The organism is Sporosarcina gallistercoris (genome assembly GCF_014836415.1).
Taxonomy (GTDB): domain Bacteria; phylum Bacillota; class Bacilli; order Bacillales_A; family Planococcaceae; genus Sporosarcina; species Sporosarcina gallistercoris.
This window is the reverse complement of sequence record NZ_JACSQY010000007.1, coordinates 64,837-82,011: the sequence shown is the minus strand read 5'-3', so window position 1 is coordinate 82,011 and position 17,175 is coordinate 64,837. Positions and strand designations below refer to the sequence as shown.

Sequence of the window (17,175 nt, the reverse complement as noted above, 5' to 3'; positions counted from 1 at the left end):
GAACCGATATGAAAAAGGGCAAGAAGTTTTTGCTGCCATTCAGTCTCGTCCTGCTCATGGTCGTTGCAGGTATGTTTTATATGAAAAGCATCGTGTCTCACGCAGATACCATACCTTCCGATTCGATCAAGAACCAACTGGAAACGATGTACAATGGCAAAGTGAACGATCTATTATTGCAAAATGATATATATGGAGCGACGCTTACGCGGGAGGGATCTGTCTATGCGGTTCGTGTAGATAGTGAAACAGGCAATGTTCTATCAATGGTTTTAGAGAAGCCTTCTACAGAAATGGCAGCAAAGCAAGAGGAAGTTCCTGAAAAAGCTGAGAAGAAAAAGGACGAAGAAGATTCCAAAGACCAATCTTCGGTTGAAAAAACAGTGGAAGTGCCTGCTCAGCCAGCAGCAGAAGCGACTAAACCACAGCCTAAGACTCCGAAACCAGCTCCGGTTCAGCCGAAGCCGCAACCTAAACCGCAACAACAGCAACAGCAATCGCAATCGCAGATGAAACCGCCTGTTAGTAAGCCGGCACCGCAGAAAACAGTTTTACTTACAGAACAACAAGCTATTCAAATTGCATTGCGTCAATTGAAAGGTGAAGTTGATGACGTCGACTTTGTCGAAACATCAGAAGGAGGCTATTACCTCGTCGAAATTGAAATTGACGTTGAGGATGGCCCTGACCAAGCGACCTATCAAATCCACGCCATTTCTGGCAAGATCATGTCAGTTACATGGGATGACTGAGAGTAAATACATGAGTCTATGGAAACATACCGATCAGCCAACGCTGATCGGTTTTCTTATGAAGAAAATTGAAATTGGTGAGCGTATCTGAGAGGTTATGAGCACAATATGAGATTTATGAGCGCAAACCGGGTTTTATGAGCAAAATCCGAGATTTATGAGCGCAAACCAGGTTTTATGATCACAATTCGAGATTTATGAGCGCAATCCGGGTTTTATGATCAAAATCCGGGATTTATGAGCGCAATCCGGGTTTTATGAGCAAAATCCGAGATTTATGAGCGCAATCCAGGTTTTATGATCAAAATCCGGGATTTATGAGCACAATCCAAGATTTATGAGCATAACCCTCAATTAAGATCCCTTTTCACGGGCTGCCTGCCGCAGATCTGCCGACGGATGCATACAATTTGAGAAAAAAGGAAGAGAGCCCTCAAGCATGCACTACATGATGCCGAAATAGAGTAGTAGAGCCGCTTCGCACAGAACGGCGGAGCAGGAGCGAACGAGAAAAATTGCGACTATATGAAAAGGACTGATTGGAATGGCTTATGAAAGCGGAATATTATTAGAGAGCGGAACAAACGAACTGGAAATCGTTGAGTTCGAAGTTGCCGGTAGCCGATACGGCATTAACGTCATTAAAGTAAAAGAAATTATCGTACCCGTGCCGATTACGCCTATCCCTCACGCGGATCCTGCGGTGGAAGGGATTATTCAATTGCGTGGTGAAATTCTGCCGGTCATTAATATGGAACGCGTGTTAGGGGCAGGGCCGTCTGCAAATCCACAAAATGACAAGTACATTGTATCTTCTTTCAATCAACAACAAGTGGTATTTCACGTGCACAATGTGACGATGATCCACCGGATTTCGTGGGACGCCATTGAGAAGCCATCGGGTGCTTACTCAGCAGAAACTTCCCCTGTCATCGGGGTCATCAAGATTGGCGGAGACATGATGCTCTTGCTCGACTTTGAAAAAATCGTCATGGAAATCAGTCCTGAAACGGGAATTCGCCTCGAGCAAATCCAGAAGCTCGGAAAGCGGGAGCGTTCTGATAAGCGTATACTCGTTGCAGAGGATTCTCCTCTTTTACGGAAATTATTGCAGACAACCTTGTCAGAAGCGGGTTATGAGCGGGTTGAATTTTTTGAGAATGGGAAAGATGCGCTCGCCTATCTGGAGAAAGTGGCAGAGACAGGCGATGTTGCAGATACGATTCAACTCGTCATTACGGATATTGAAATGCCGCAAATGGATGGTCATCATTTCACTAGAAGGATTCGGGAGCATAAAGGTCTTGCAAAACTGCCTGTCATCATCTTCTCTTCTTTAATCACGGATGAATTAAAACACAAAGGCACAAGTGTAGGTGCAGACGAACAAATCAGTAAACCGGAAATTGCGGAGCTTGTCCTGAAGATCGATCAATACGTACTGTAAAAATATTCGGTGTATAGTAGTTTCTATTGCAATTCACGCAGTGTCGATGGTTTACTAAACCATCGACATTTTTTTGTCTATTGGATAAAAAAAGAGGGTACAGAAGAAACAAGTTGTTTAAAAAATTAATAGAATATAAAAAGTGGAGGTGTGACTGGATGTTTACAGATTTTTTAAATTGGATAACAGGCTCATTCAGTAATTATTTATGGTCTTACGTACTTATCGGCTTATTGCTAGTGCTTGGAGTTTACTTCACAATCGGTACGAAGTTCGTTCAATTCCGTCTCTTCGGGGAAATGTTCCGTTTGATCACGGAAAAGAAAGATAACGAAGACGGCGTTTCAGCATTCCAAGCGTTCACAATCAGTGCAGCCTCTCGTGTTGGTACAGGGAACGTGACAGGTGTCGCACTCGCGATAGGAATTGGTGGTCCTGGCGCAGTATTTTGGATGTGGATTATTGCGATTATCGGTATGGCAACCGCTTTCATCGAAAGCACGTTGGCACAAGTATATAAAGTACGGGACGGGGATACGTTCCGAGGCGGTCCAGCATACTACATGCAAAAAGCATTGGGATTGAGAGGTTTAGGAATCGTTTTTGCCATTCTTTTAACTCTATGTTTCGGTTTCATATTTAACGCGGTGCAGTCGAATACGATCAGTCAATCGTTTTCTGATGTGTTTGATGTTCCGGATTGGGCAGTCGGTATTGTTCTTGTTGTGTTAACAGCAATCATTATATTTGGTGGTGTTAAACGAATTGTAAAAGTCACTCAAGCAATCGTACCTATCATGGCTACCTTATATATTGTTGTCGCGTTGTATATTGTTATTATGAATATTACTGAAATCCCTGCAATGATTACCTTGATAATTGAACATGCATTCGGTATTAAGGAGATGGTAGGCGGTGGTGTTGGCGCTGCCATCATGCAAGGTGTTCGTCGCGGATTATTCTCGAACGAAGCAGGTATGGGTAGTGTGCCGAATGCTGCTGCGACGGCAAACGTGACGCACCCGGCGAAACAAGGTCTCGTTCAAAGTCTTGGAGTTTTCTTCGATACGATCATTATTTGTTCAGCGACTGCATTCATTATTTTGCTGGCTGGCCTTTACGATAAAGGGGAGACAGATGGAATCTTGTTGACGCAAGCTTCTATGGCGGAACACGTCGGTTCTTGGGCTCCTTATTTCGTAGCGATCGCGATCTTGTTCTTTGCATTCAGTTCGATCATCGGGAACTACTACTATGGAGAAACGAATATTGAATTCATCAATGCGCATAAAATCTGGATGACAGTCTATCGGATCGCTGTACTCGGCATGGTCATGTTCGGAGCAATGGCGAAAGTTCAGACAGTATGGGACCTTGCGGATGTCTTCATGGGACTGATGGCTGTATTGAACCTCATTGTCATTGCCTTATTGAGTAAGACAGCCTTCAAAGTCTTGGATGACTTCACGATTCAGCGTAGAAAAGGATTAAATCCTAAATTCCAGGCAAAATCGATTCCGGGTTTGAAAGGAACCGAATGCTGGGGAGAAGAACAGCCCAAATAACATTTAACTAATAATAGATATTAAGAGTCACTGGATGAAATACGATTCCAGTGACTTTTTTGTGACAATAGTTCTAAAAACTATCCTTCATATGTGCTAATAGGTATAATCACTAAGTCACATGAAATGGAAGGGATGTACAGAATGAAAAAGTCTAAAAGTGTTGTTTTTAAGCTGTCCTCGCTCATAATAGGAGTTTTTCTGCTATTATTTGTAATTTATGCATTAGGTACTATGGTTTACACTCATAGCATAACTGTAACGAATGCAGAAAAATTTGCAGAAACGGATACAGAGCGTGTCGCCTTAGAGTTAAGTGAACAATTTAAACAAACGGATGAGTCGTTGAATACAACTAAGCGAGTTTTGGAAGTGATGAACTCCAATTCGAAATTAGCTGCCGCAGATGTCTTATCTGTTCTGAGGGAGAATCTGGAAGGAAATCCGAATGCAGTGAGTATCAATGCCATATTTGAAAAAGGTGTGCTTTCTACAGAGGGGTTATCTGAAGCTGACAAGAAACTCATGGATTCGGAAGGGAGATTCATCCCGTTTTTTCTTAAGGTGGACGGCAATGTGAAATTACAAGCAGCAGTCGGATATGAAAACCCAGGTGAAGGTGACTGGTATTTGAAACCGAAAGCTGACAAGAAATCGCTCTTCCAAGAACCCATCACGTATGAAGTAAATGGAGAAAACAAAAGCTATACGTCTTTAACTGTACCGTTATTTGCAAAAAATGGCGATTTTGCTGGGGTTATAAGTGCCAACATGTCCCTGGACTTTTTAGGGGAATTAACAAAAGAAATCGCTCCTGAAGGCGGATATGCTTCTGTGATATCCGATGACGGGGTTCTTATACAAAACAGCTTGAAAGAACAGCTGAACAATTCTAATATGAAGGACGCCATTGATTGGCAGCCTGTGAAAGACAAACTAACGAATGGAAAAACAGATTCACTGTATGTGAACTCAAAAGCGTATAACGAAGAAGCATTCAACGTCTTTGCTCCGATTACATTGGCTGGATTTGATCAGACATGGTCTGTTCAAACGGTTTTACCCGAGACAGTGATTGTTGCACCGTTTACACGCATTTTAGTCTTCACGTTAATTGCCGCAGCGGTCATGGTAGTATTGATGGGACTTATTACAGCGTTTTTCGTATACCGTCAGATCAATCCTCTGTCACGCGTCCAGAAATCGATGGAAACGGCGGCTTCAGGAAATCTAACGGACCAAGTCGATGTGAGCAAGCTGAAGCAAGACGAAATCGGCTCTGTTGCGACTTCTTACAATCATATGCTTAACCAAACGAACCAAGCCCTGGTGGAAGTATTATCAGCTTCTTCTCGACTTACGGAGTCATCCGCCCGGGTGAACCATGCGTTTGAAGAAATTGTTGCATCCAGCCAAGAGGTCTCCGTTGCGACAGAAGAGATTGCTCAAGGGGCATCCAGGCAATCGGAAGACACGGAAGAAACGAGCCACCGCATGGGAGATCTTGCAGATCAAATTACGACAATCTCTGCATTATCCGAGAATATGGATGGCTTATCACGTCAAACAGTGGAGTCTACGCATAACGGACTTGCAGAGGTCGATCGTTTACGTGAACAAAATGAGATGGCGAACCGCATGAACGAACAAGTGGAACGACAAATGACCGCATTGACGGACAAAATATCAGGCATCAACCAAGTGATCACATCGATTCAGGACATCACAGCCCAAACGAACTTGCTTGCGCTCAATGCGAGCATCGAGGCCGCGCGTGCAGGCGAACACGGAAAGGGCTTTGCCGTTGTTGCGGAAGAAGTGCGTAAGCTTGCGGAGCAGTCAAGTAGTGAGACAGGAACTATTCAGCAGACAGTCCAGGAGATCTTGGATCAGTCGAAAGCGACTGTTGACGTGATTGCTCAAAACACGAAATCGATGAAGACACAGAGTGAGTCTGTCGCGAGTACAGAGAAATCATTTGTACTCAATGCAAAGCTCACAGATGAAATGAACAAATCGATCGCAGAGCTTTCTGCGAATTTATCCGAAATGATTTCGCACAAAGACCAGGCAATTCTTGCAATCCAGAGTGTGTCAGCAGTTTCAGAAGAGACAGCGGCATCTGCTGAACAAGTGAGCGCCTCTTCTATTGCGCAGCAGCAGGAACTCGAACGTGTTGCAGACTCCGTCCAACAAATGACACGCATTGCGAGTGAACTACAACAAGTCGTTGAACGATTTGAACTCGCAAAGGAACAATTGTAATAGGATGAACCAACATTCGAAACAGAGGACGGAATTGAAAAATTTCTCCTCTGTTTTGAATTTGTAAACTTTGCAAATCCATTTATCTGATAGGCGGAATAGGAAGAAAAAAGCAAGGATTTTGTTTCTAATGATTTGGAGCGGTACGAGTAACTGTCCGACACGGATGTGTGATAAACTAATATTTCGAGGGAAAATCCCGGGTGCAATGCACGTATAGGCGGCTAAGAAAAAATTACGTCACTTTTTGCCTATTTACTGTTTTGGCACAAGATGTTAGGGTAGATAAGTAAATAACACACTATATATAGTGCTGATGTCGAAATGCCGTCTTATAGGCTTTCGCAGGAAACGCCTTTGAAGCGCGTTTTCTCAGCTCTTTTTTAATTGCTCAAATATGAAAGAATATGGAAGGAGACGGTCGATATGACACTAACCCGTGAAACGAATGATACAACACGCGTGCTAGAAGCTTTACAGGAGGAATTTGGTGCGGAACGGATTGCACCACTGACGCAAGCAAGTGATAAATGGCTTTCAAAACATGCTGAGGGCGGATTTGCAGAATGGACGAATGCGATGGTTCTTGAGACATTGAGTCTGATCGATGAAGCATCCAGCTATTGGACGTTCGTTGCCGCGCGCCTCTACTTGCAGAAACTGTATGCAGACCAGCAGCAACATCGCGGGGAAGCGGTCTATTCGAACTTTGCGGGTCATGTCGCGTCTCTAGTCGAACAAGGTCTTTATACAGCAGACTTGACGAAAAACTATACAACAGACGAATTGACAGCAATCGGGGCTCTTATTAAGCCTGAGCGGGACAAGCTGTTTACATACATCGGCTTGAAGACGTTGATGGACCGCTACGCAGCTGTCAACTATTCGAAAGTTCCTGTTGAGTTGCCGCAAGAACGCTGGCTCGTGATTGCGATGACGCTTATGCAGCGCGAGACAGGTGATCGGATTGGTAAGATCGCCGAAGCGTATTGGGCAATGAGCAATTTGTACATGACCGTTGCCACACCAACCCTTTCGAATGCAGGAAAACCGCATGGTCAGCTTTCGAGTTGTTTCATTGATACGGTCGATGATTCATTGACTGGAATCTATAACAGCAACACGGATATTGCGAACTTGTCGAAATACGGCGGAGGAATTGGCGTATACATGGGCAAAGTACGCTCTCGCGGGTCGTCCATCCGTGGATTCAAAGGTGCTTCCAGCGGAGTCCTTCCATGGATCAAGCAGCTGAATAACACAGCGGTCAGCGTGGATCAGCTCGGACAGCGTCAAGGTGCAGTAGCGGTCTATCTGGATGTGTGGCATAAAGACATTTTCACGTTCCTTGATCTGAAATTGAACAACGGTGATGAGCGTCTTCGTGCACATGATATTTTCACAGGCGTTTGTTTGCCCGACTTATTCATGGAAGCGGTAGATGCCCGCGCCGACTGGCACTTGTTCGATCCACACGAAGTCCGTACAGTGATGGGATATTCACTGGAAGATTCTTATGACGAACAAAAAGGATCGGGTACATTCCGCGAACGCTATGAAGCGTGTGTGAATCATCCGGAAATTTCAAAAGAGACGGTACCAGCAATTGAAATCATGAAGCGCGTCATGCGCAGCCAGCTTGAAACAGGGACTCCCTACATGTTTTACCGGGATGAAGTGAATCGTGCCAACCCGAATAAGCACGCAGGGATTGTCTATTCAAGTAACCTCTGTTCAGAGATCATGCAGAACATGAGTGCAACTGAGTTTGAATCTGTCACATTGGAAGATGATATTGTCGTGACCCGTTCAAAACCAGGTGACTTCGTTGTTTGTAACTTGTCCTCTGTAAACTTAGGGAAAGCAGTTCCTGCAGGCGTGTTGGAGCGCTTGATTCCGATTCAAGTCCGTATGCTCGATAACGTGATCGATTTGAACAAAATTCCAGTCGTCCAAGCACAGCGTACGAACAGTCGCTACCGAGGAATCGGTCTTGGGACTTTCGGATGGCACCATCTCCTTGCTTTGGAAGGAATTCAGTGGGAATCAGACGAAGCGGTTGAATTCGCAGATCGTCTGTACGAACAAATTGCATACTTGACGATTCGTTCTTCTATGGAAATCGCAGGCGAAAAAGGTTCGTATCCTTTGTTCGAAGGCTCTGATTGGGAAACAGGCGCGTATTTCGACAAACGTGATTACGTTTCTGATGAATGGAACGAACTGCGTAAGAACGTTGCAGAAACCGGAATTCGAAATGGCTATCTAATGGCGGTTGCACCGAACAGTTCAACTTCTGTCATTGCGGGTTCTACAGCATCGATCGACCCTGTGTTCAAGCCGTTCTACCATGAAGAGAAGAAAGACTATAAATTGCCGGTCATTGCACCGGACTTGGATCACAATACGTATGATGTCTATCGCCGTTCTGCGTATATTGTCGATCAGCGCTGGTCGATTAAGCAAAATGCTGCGCGTCAGCGTCACATTGACCAGTCCATTTCATTCAACTTCTATGTACCGAACAATATCCGTGCGTCCGTATTGCTCAACCTACATTTGCAAGCTTGGAAATCAGGCATGAAAACTACTTATTATACACGTTCGACGGCATCGGAAATCGAGGAGTGCGAATGGTGTCATTCTTAATTGCCTATGCTTCTTGGAGCGGCAATACTGCAGAAACTGCGGAATTGATTGAAAAGGCATTAGCAGCAGGCGGTGCATCCGTTCAAATGCACCGCATCGGCCAAGGTCCCGTACCCGATTATCGTGATTTTGACGCGATGATCGTCGGTTCGTTTACGTGGGACCAAGGCTCCACGCCTGATGAAGTGAAAGATTTCGTATTGGATGTCGGCGCGAAGCCGGACCATGTATACGTTTTTGGAACGGGTGATACACAATTCGGCGGGGATGATCTGTTTTGCAACGCCGCGGTGAAATTGGCTCGTTTTTATAACTCGGCGCTTGAACCGCTGAAAATTGAACAAAGCCCGCGTGGCGCGCAAGAAATCCGCGTGACTAACTGGGCAGAGGGAGTGCTAGACCATTGGAGACACTTACACGAGTTAACGTACTGAATCCAGCAAATCCGAACAAAGCAACTGCGATCTTTGGCGGGGAAGCGAGCGGTATCCTGAACTGGAACAACTTAGCGCATCCGCATTTCTATACAATGCGTCAACGGATCCGGTCTTTGTTTTGGACAGCTAACGAAGTCGATATGACACAGGACGTGAAGCAATTTGCAAACCTGTCAAAAGCGGAACAAGACGCATTTTTAAAGATTATTGGTTTGCTGGCAACATTGGATGGTCCGCAAACAGTCGTGGCAATGAAGATTGCTGACTTTGCCACGGACCCATCTGTCAAGTCCATCATGGCAACGATTGCCGACCAGGAAAGCGAACACAACCATAGCTATGCATACGTATTGTCTTCCGTGACTACGTATGACAAACAAGTGGAATCGTTTGAAATGGGACGCAAAGATGATGTCTTAATGAAGAGAAACGAACGCATTGTTGAGATCTATAATGAATTTGCGACGAATCCGACGATTGAAACAGTGTTGAAAGCGATGGTTTATACGACCTTACTCGAAGGCTTGTTTTTCTACAGCGGATTTGCATTCTTCTATAACTTAGCCCGTCATCAAAAAATGGTAGGCACATCTACGATGATTTCATATATTAACCGAGACGAGCTGCAGCATGGCAAAGCAATCAGTGATATTTTCCGTGCAGCCCTTGCAGAAAATCCGGACTACAACACAGAAGAATTCACGGAATGGATCTATGACCAGTTCCGCTATTCTGTGGAACAGGAAACGATTTGGAGCCGCTACGTGCTCGCTGACATTGACGGAATCGACTTGGATGAAATGGACGGCTATGTCAAATACCGTGCCAACAAAATGCTTCGTATGCTCGGACTCAGTGAGATCTATCCTGAATTCATCGACAATCCCATGAAGTGGATCCGTGCTTATACGGACAATTTTGATGGAACCAAAACAGACTTCTTCGAACAAACTTCCCGTCAATACGTGAAAACTAGTGATTTGAACGGATTCGACGATCTATAAGCAACAAGTTAAGCCCGGTGTTCAGCGACATGCTGAACACCGGGCTTTTTTAATGGGACAAATGGAAGATGATGAAACGTATGGATACTCCTTTAAAAATGCATTTTTTGCTGCCTGCCTACCCTCCACTTCCCTAAGTCTTTTCAAAATATCACCAAAATCCTCGCAGTGAAATAGGACATCCCCTCATATATAACTAAGGAATTCACCGCTATACTCATATTAAGATACAATGCAATGCTCAAAAAAGGATTGGAAATGAAGGATATCTGGTGAGAAATGAGGTCTTCCATTACTGCTGAAATTAGCGGGATCGTTGTATTCCCCACTTATGAAAAGTTAAACTGATACTTTATATCAAAAATCCTGATGATAAAAAAGAACTGAATTCAGTAATAGGGAAAACCCTAATAGGAAATATTCAGAATACACTATAGGATAGTCATATAGGAAAATTCTGAAATGGTTTCGCAAGGCATATCCTGTTGGTCATTTAGGAAGGGAGCATGAAACTCAATGAAGAAAACGAAATTCAATTTGAATTACTTCAAGCCTGTTGAAAAGTATTCCGGTAATTGGTCTGTGCTTGAAGAAAAGAACCGTGATTGGGAAAACATGTACCGTCAACGCTGGTCGCACGACAAAGTAGTCAGGACCACCCATGGAGTGAACTGCACGGGGTCATGCAGCTGGAAAGTGTTCGTCAAGAACGGAATCATTACATGGGAGAACCAACAAATTGACTACCCTTCTTGTGGCCCGGATATGCCGGAATTCGAACCTCGCGGCTGTCCGAGGGGAGCTTCTTTCTCTTGGTACGAATATAGCCCGCTCCGTATTAAATATCCATATATCAGAGGGAAGCTGTGGCGTATGTGGGGCCAGGCACTGGCGGAATTCAAGGACCCTGTCAAAGCATGGGCGAGTATTGTCGAAAGTCCAGAGAGATCGAAAGAGTATAAACAAGCACGTGGAAAAGGCGGTCATGTGAGAATTCATTGGCGTGATGCGACGATGCTCATCTCCGCACAACTCATTTATACGATTCAAAAGTACGGTCCTGACCGAATTGCAGGATTTACTCCGATTCCAGCGATGTCGATGGTCAGCTATGCATCTGGTGCACGCTTCATCTCCCTCATCGGAGGAGAGATGCTCAGTTTCTACGACTGGTACGCGGATCTTCCGCCGTCCTCACCACAAATTTGGGGGGAGCAGACAGACGTACCTGAGTCGAGTGACTGGTTTAACGCAGGTTACATCATCATGTGGGGCTCAAATGTTCCGTTGACCCGGACACCGGATGCGCACTTCATGACGGAAGTTCGTTATAAAGGAACAAAAGTCGTATCGGTCGCACCGGACTATGCAGAAAGCGTGACTCATGCGGATGATTGGATTGCAGCAAATCCAGGAACGGACGCCGCTGTCGCTCAAGCGATGACACACGTCATTCTTGACGAGTTTTACGAACAGCGCAAAGAGCCGATGTTCCTGAACTATGCGAAACAATATACGGACATGCCGTTCCTCGTCATTCTGGATGAACACGAAGGAGCATACAAAGCAGGACGTTTCCTGCGCGCAAGTGATATTGGGCAAGAATCGCAGCACGCAGAGTGGAAACCGGTCATTCTCGATGAAAGCGTGAATGAAATCATCGTTCCGAACGGCACAATGGGACAGCGCTGGGAAGAGGACGTCAAATGGAACTTACTCCTCGACAAAGAAGATGGGACCCGCGTAGAACCTGCATTGTCCATTGCGGATGCAGACGCAGAGTGGAAAGAGATCCATTTCCCATTCTTCGATAATTTATCGAACGGAGTGTTCACGCGTCCGATTCCAACGAAAGTGCTAACGATGTCAGATGGCACAACAAGACGTGTCGCAACCGTTTACGATATCATGCTCAGTCAATATGGTGTGAAACGAGTCGGCAGTAACTTGGAAGCAAAAGATTACTTCGATAAAACGTCGATCTATACGCCAGCGTGGCAAGAAAAGATTACGAGTGTGAAACCGGAGCTTGTCATCCAGATCGCCCGGGAATTTGCACAGAACGCACTCGATACGGGCGGACGCTCGATGATCATTATGGGAGCGGGTATCAACCATTGGTTTAACAGCGATACCATCTACCGCGCCATCTTGAATTTAGTGACACTTACTGCTTCACAAGGTGTAAACGGCGGGGGCTGGGCCCACTACGTAGGACAGGAGAAATGCCGTCCGATTGAAGGATGGAGCACAATCGCCTTTGCAAGAGACTGGCAAGCACCACCGAGATTACAAAACGCGACGTCGTTTTTCTACTTCTCGACAGACCAATGGAAGTATGAAGAAGCAGGCACTCAATCACTCATGTCACCGCTTGGCGGGAATGCCAGATATGAACACCCAGCAGACTATAACGTACTCGCGGCACGCCTTGGATGGCTTCCTTCTTATCCGCAGTTCAACCGCAACAGTCTGCAGCTCACGGAAGAAGCTGCAAAAGAAGGAAAGACGACAACCCCTGAAATTGTAGGGTACGTGAAAGAACAACTGACATCAGGCAAGATGAACTTTGCAGTGGAAGACCCGGATGCTCCTGAGAACTTCCCGAGAAGTCTTTTCGTCTGGCGCTCGAATCTTGTGTCCAGTTCAGCAAAAGGGCAAGAATACTTCATGAAGCACTTATTCGGAGCATCTGACGGATTGCTAGCGAAACCGAACGAACGCATGAAACCTGAAGAGATCGTCTGGCGAGAGGAAGTCGAAGGGAAACTCGACTTGCTGGTTGCACTCGATTTCCGGATGACAACCACACCGCTGTATGCGGATATCGTACTGCCGGCGGCGACTTGGTATGAAAAAGTAGACTTGTCTTCAACGGATATGCACCCATTCGTTCACCCATTCAATCCGGCGGTTGACCCCCTATGGGAGTCGCGTTCCGATTGGGACATCTATAGATCGATTGCAGAAACATTTTCAGAAATGGCGAAAACCCACCTACCTGGTGTATACAAGGATTTAGTAACTACGCCGCTTGCCCATGACTCAGTCCAGGAGATTGCTCAACCTTATGGAGACGTCAAGGACTGGAAGAGGGGCGAGGTAGAAGCGGTGCCAGGGAAGACGATGCCTGGTATGACAATAGTGGAGCGGGATTTCACGAAAGTATATGACAAATACATCACGCTCGGCCCGTTACTATCTACAGGAAAAGTGGGTGCGCACGGTGTCAGCTTCTCAGTTGCTGAAGAATACGAGATGATGAAAGGCATTAACGGTGTGTATGAAGATGACACGATCAAAGACGGCTTGCCAAAACTCCATACTGCAAAGCATGCAGCAGAAGCGATGCTGACACTTTCATCGGCAACAAATGGCCGTGTCTCCCAGAAAGCATTCGTATCAGCAGAGCACGATACAGGGGTCGAGCTAAAGGATATTTCAGCAGACCGTGCAGCAGAACGATTCACATTTGCCAGTATCACTGCCCAACCGCGTGAAGTCATTCCGACGCCGGTCTTTAGCGGGTCCAATAAACTGGGTCGCAGATATTCACCATTTACAACGAATATTGAACGTATGGTACCGTTCAGAACGCTTACGGGCCGTCAGCATTTCTACTTGGATCATGAATTGTTCTTGGACTTCGGGGAAGCGCTACCGGTATATAAACCAACGCTACCGCCGCTTGTGCTCGGACCGCATGATCGTCCAGTTGCTGGAACAGAAGATTCGCTGGTCCTGCGCTATTTGACGCCGCACGGCAAGTGGAACATCCACTCGACCTACCAAGATAACCAGCACATGTTGACGCTGTTCCGCGGAGGTCCGACTGTATGGATCTCTGATCTAGATGCGATTGCCTACGATATTGACGATAATGCATGGCTCGAAGTGTATAACCGGAACGGGGTTGTCACAGCGCGTGCGGTTGTCAGTCACCGGATTCCTAAAGGCACGATGTTCATGTATCACGCCCAGGACAAACACATTCAAGTTCCTGGCTCTGAAATTACGGAAGAACGCGGAGGCAGTCACAACGCACCGACTCGTATCCATATGAAGCCGACTCAAATGGTTGGCGGGTATGCGCAACTTAGTTACGGATTCAACTATTACGGACCGATCGGGAACCAGCGTGATGAATACGTAGCCGTCCGTAAAATGAAGGAGGTCAACTGGCTTGAAGATTAAAGCGCAAATCGCAATGGTGATGAACTTGGACAAATGCATCGGCTGCCATACGTGCAGTGTGACATGCAAAACGACATGGACGAACCGCGAAGGTGCTGAATACATGTGGTTCAACAACGTGGAAACGAAACCAGGAATCGGCTATCCGAAACGGTGGGAAGACCAGGAAATCTACAAAGGCGGCTGGAACTTGCGCAACGGGAAGCTCGAGCTCAAATCGGGTTCCAAGCTTTCAAAAATCGCCCTCGGTAAGATCTTCTACAATCCGGATATGCCTGAGATGAAAGACTACTACGAGCCTTGGACGTACGACTATGAAAAATTGACGACCGCACCCGAAAGCAAGCATACACCGGTTGCACGTGCAAAATCGGTTGTAACAGGTGACTATATGGATCTTGAATGGGGTCCGAACTGGGAGGACCAACTAGCAGGCGGCCATATTACAGGCCCGACTGATCCGAACATCCAGAAAATCGAAGAAGAGATCAAGTTCAACTTCGAGCAAGCTTTCATGATGTACTTGCCTAGACTGTGCGAACATTGTTTAAACCCGAGCTGCGTCGCCTCATGTCCATCAGGAGCGATGTATAAGCGTGATGAAGACGGAATCGTGCTTGTAGACCAAGAAGCGTGCCGCGGATGGCGCTATTGTATGACAGGATGTCCTTACAAGAAAGTGTACTTCAACTGGAAAACGAATAAGGCGGAGAAATGCACATTCTGTTTCCCTAGAATTGAATCCGGACTGCCGACGGTTTGCTCGGAGACATGTACCGGCAGAATCCGTTATCTAGGTGTCTTACTGTATGATGCGGACCGTGTACTTGAAGCTGCTGCAACGCCTGATCCGAAAGATCTCTATAAAGCACAGTGTGATTTGTTCCTCGATCCGAACGATCCGGAAGTCATGGAGCAAGCACGAAAAGACGGTATTTCAGAAGACTGGATTTCAGCAGCGCAAAATTCACCGGTCTATAAACTTGCAATCGAATACAAGCTTGCATTCCCATTGCACCCTGAGTACCGGACATTGCCAATGGTTTGGTACGTTCCGCCACTAAGCCCGATCATGAACTACTTTGAAGGGAAAGATTCCATCCAGAATCCGGATATGATCTTCCCGGCAATTGAAGAGATGCGGATTCCGATTCAATACTTAGCGAATATGCTGACTGCTGGTGACACGGAAACGGTCAAAGGATCTTTGCAGCGGATGGCGATGATGCGTTCCTTTATGAGAGCACAGTCATCCGGTAAAGACTTTGACGAGACTAAACTCGAACGCGTCGGATTGACGGCTTCATCCACGAAAAAGATGTACCGCTTACTTGCCATTGCAAAGTATGAAGATCGATTTGTCATCCCGACTTCCCACAAAGAAGGCCAGATGAACGTGTACCGATCACAAGGTTCAGCAGGTTACACGGATATGGGGACCTATGGTGAAGCTGCACAATCCGATAACTATAGTTATTCCGTAATGGGATCGAATGGGAGTTGTGATGGATGTGGACCTGCATCCCCAGGCGCTCCTGTAAAGACAGGTAAGGAGATTTACGAAGAGAACTTCTATGGGGGGATCTGGCGTGATTGACTTAGACCTTCTCTATGAAAAGAAACAGATTTTCGGATTTTTCGCTAAGCAATTTTCGTATCCCGATAAGTTGACGTTTCATCCGAGTGTATTGGAAGGGTCGCTGAACCCTTCCGATCCTTCCTATAAAGATGTCAAAGAGTATTGGGACACCATGCAAACGTACAGTCTGGATGAAATCCAGGAGATGTACACCTACACGCTGGATTTTCAAAAAGATGCCACGTTGTTCATGACCTATGTGAAATATGGCGATTCCAGAGAGCGCGGTCAAACGCTGGCACGTCTTAAAGTGCTGTATGAAATGTTCGGTCTTGTCATGCCGGATAGCGAACTCTCCGATTCATTACCACTTATGTGTGAATTCATCTACGCTGCTGAGTGGAAAGGAGATCCTCGTGCACAACAAAGTTTCTCCATGCTTCTAGCTGTCCTTGAAGATGGCTCCTATCATTTGATGAAAGCGTTGGAAAAATACGAAAGTCCGTATCATTCGCTTGTGAAAGGAATGAGAGAAGAATTCAAAGCGTGTATCCGCAGGGAGGTTCCAGCTAATGACTAGCCAATTCCTATGGGTGATATTCCCCTATCTTTGTATTGCAGTATTCATAGTCGGTCATATTTTCCGCTACAGACATGATCAGTTCGGCTGGACGGCGAAGTCCAGTGAATTCATCGAGAAAAAGCAACTCATGATAGGTAGTTTGCTGTTCCACATCGGTATTTTCCCTGTCATCCTCGGACACGTAGCGGGGCTCGGGATTCCTAAAGAATGGACGCGTGCCATGGGTGTCAGCGATCATATGTACCATATCGGGGCAGTGTGGGGCGGCGGCTTTTTCGGGGTGGTGACGCTCGTCGGAATGATCATTTTGACAAGCAGACGATTTACCAATAGTAATGTCCGTCATTTGTCATCCGCTTCGGATTTGATCGTGAACTCGTTCTTGCTGTTCATCGTATTCATCGGTGTATACAGTTCGCTGATTACGAACACGACGACACCGGGATTTGACTATCGTTCGACGATTTCAATCTGGTTCCGGTCCTTGCTCATCTTCCAGCCCCAGGCCGAGTTCATGGCATCCGTTCCTATTGCATTCAAGCTGCACATTCTTACAGGTTTCCTCATTTTTGCAATGTGGCCATTCACAAGACTTGTGCACGTATGGAGTGTGCCGTTGAATTATGTAGGCAGAAGTTATATCCTTTACAGAAAGGATAAGAGAGACTGATGACGAGAGAGGCGGAATGAGCCCTTTCTT

At 46.0% G+C, this 17,175-nt stretch carries 11 protein-coding genes; all 11 read left to right on the top strand.

All coding sequences use genetic code 11. The features are described from left to right. The first annotated feature begins 8 nt into the window (after positions 1–8). The 11 genes from H9659_RS10330 (at position 9) to narI (ending at position 17,145) form a co-directional block, all read left to right on the top strand. On the top strand, positions 9–752 hold the full coding sequence (locus H9659_RS10330; protein ID WP_225217774.1) for a PepSY domain-containing protein: 744 nt from the start codon (positions 9–11) through the stop codon (positions 750–752). Positions 753–1,296: 544 nt separating this feature from the next. After that, complete coding sequence (locus H9659_RS10325; protein WP_191690169.1) at positions 1,297–2,199, top strand: chemotaxis protein; 903 nt, start codon at positions 1,297–1,299, stop codon at positions 2,197–2,199. Between the two features lie 158 nt (positions 2,200–2,357). Next, on the top strand, positions 2,358–3,764 hold the full coding sequence (locus H9659_RS10320; protein WP_191690168.1) for an alanine/glycine:cation symporter family protein: 1,407 nt from the start codon (positions 2,358–2,360) through the stop codon (positions 3,762–3,764). 144 nt (positions 3,765–3,908) lie between these two features. Continuing rightward, a complete protein-coding gene (locus H9659_RS10315; RefSeq protein ID WP_191690166.1) occupies positions 3,909–6,029 on the top strand; it encodes a methyl-accepting chemotaxis protein in 2,121 nt (706 codons plus the stop codon). 426 nt (positions 6,030–6,455) lie between these two features. After that, a complete protein-coding gene (locus tag H9659_RS10310; RefSeq protein ID WP_191690164.1) occupies positions 6,456–8,678 on the top strand; it encodes a ribonucleoside-diphosphate reductase subunit alpha in 2,223 nt (740 codons plus the stop codon). Then, positions 8,663–9,112 carry a flavodoxin gene (locus H9659_RS10305; protein WP_191690163.1) on the top strand — a complete coding sequence of 150 codons (450 nt, stop codon included), beginning with the start codon at positions 8,663–8,665 and terminating at the stop codon, positions 9,110–9,112. The genes H9659_RS10310 and H9659_RS10305 overlap by 16 nt, the downstream gene beginning before the upstream one ends. Further along, entirely contained in the window at positions 9,082–10,119 is a 1,038-nt protein-coding gene (locus H9659_RS10300; protein ID WP_191690161.1) for a ribonucleotide-diphosphate reductase subunit beta, read from the top strand. Before H9659_RS10305 ends, H9659_RS10300 begins: the two co-directional genes overlap by 31 nt. Positions 10,120–10,635: 516 nt before the next feature. Continuing rightward, entirely contained in the window at positions 10,636–14,313 is a 3,678-nt protein-coding gene (locus tag H9659_RS10295; protein ID WP_191690159.1) for a nitrate reductase subunit alpha, read from the top strand. After that, a complete protein-coding gene (narH, locus tag H9659_RS10290; protein WP_191690157.1) occupies positions 14,303–15,910 on the top strand; it encodes a nitrate reductase subunit beta in 1,608 nt (535 codons plus the stop codon). Before H9659_RS10295 ends, narH begins: the two co-directional genes overlap by 11 nt. Then, a complete protein-coding gene (gene narJ, locus H9659_RS10285; RefSeq protein WP_191690155.1) occupies positions 15,903–16,472 on the top strand; it encodes a nitrate reductase molybdenum cofactor assembly chaperone in 570 nt (189 codons plus the stop codon). The genes narH and narJ overlap by 8 nt, the downstream gene beginning before the upstream one ends. After that, the gene (gene narI, locus H9659_RS10280; protein WP_191690153.1) at positions 16,465–17,145 is read left to right on the top strand and encodes a respiratory nitrate reductase subunit gamma; all 681 of its coding nucleotides are present in this window, start codon (positions 16,465–16,467) and stop codon (positions 17,143–17,145) included. Before narJ ends, narI begins: the two co-directional genes overlap by 8 nt. The last annotated feature ends 30 nt before the right edge of the window (positions 17,146–17,175 follow it).

Bases quoted from the DNA above. Each gene is read 5' to 3' on its own strand.
- H9659_RS10330 (WP_225217774.1), top strand. From the start codon at position 9: ATGAAAAAGGGCAAGAAGTTTTTGCTGCCATTCAGTCTCGTCCTGCTC.
- H9659_RS10325 (WP_191690169.1), top strand. From the start codon at position 1,297: ATGGCTTATGAAAGCGGAATATTATTAGAGAGCGGAACAAACGAACTG.
- H9659_RS10320 (WP_191690168.1), top strand. From the start codon at position 2,358: ATGTTTACAGATTTTTTAAATTGGATAACAGGCTCATTCAGTAATTAT.
- H9659_RS10315 (WP_191690166.1), top strand. From the start codon at position 3,909: ATGAAAAAGTCTAAAAGTGTTGTTTTTAAGCTGTCCTCGCTCATAATA.
- H9659_RS10310 (WP_191690164.1), top strand. From the start codon at position 6,456: ATGACACTAACCCGTGAAACGAATGATACAACACGCGTGCTAGAAGCT.
- H9659_RS10305 (WP_191690163.1), top strand. From the start codon at position 8,663: ATGGTGTCATTCTTAATTGCCTATGCTTCTTGGAGCGGCAATACTGCA.
- H9659_RS10295 (WP_191690159.1), top strand. From the start codon at position 10,636: ATGAAGAAAACGAAATTCAATTTGAATTACTTCAAGCCTGTTGAAAAG.
- narI (WP_191690153.1), top strand. From the start codon at position 16,465: ATGACTAGCCAATTCCTATGGGTGATATTCCCCTATCTTTGTATTGCA.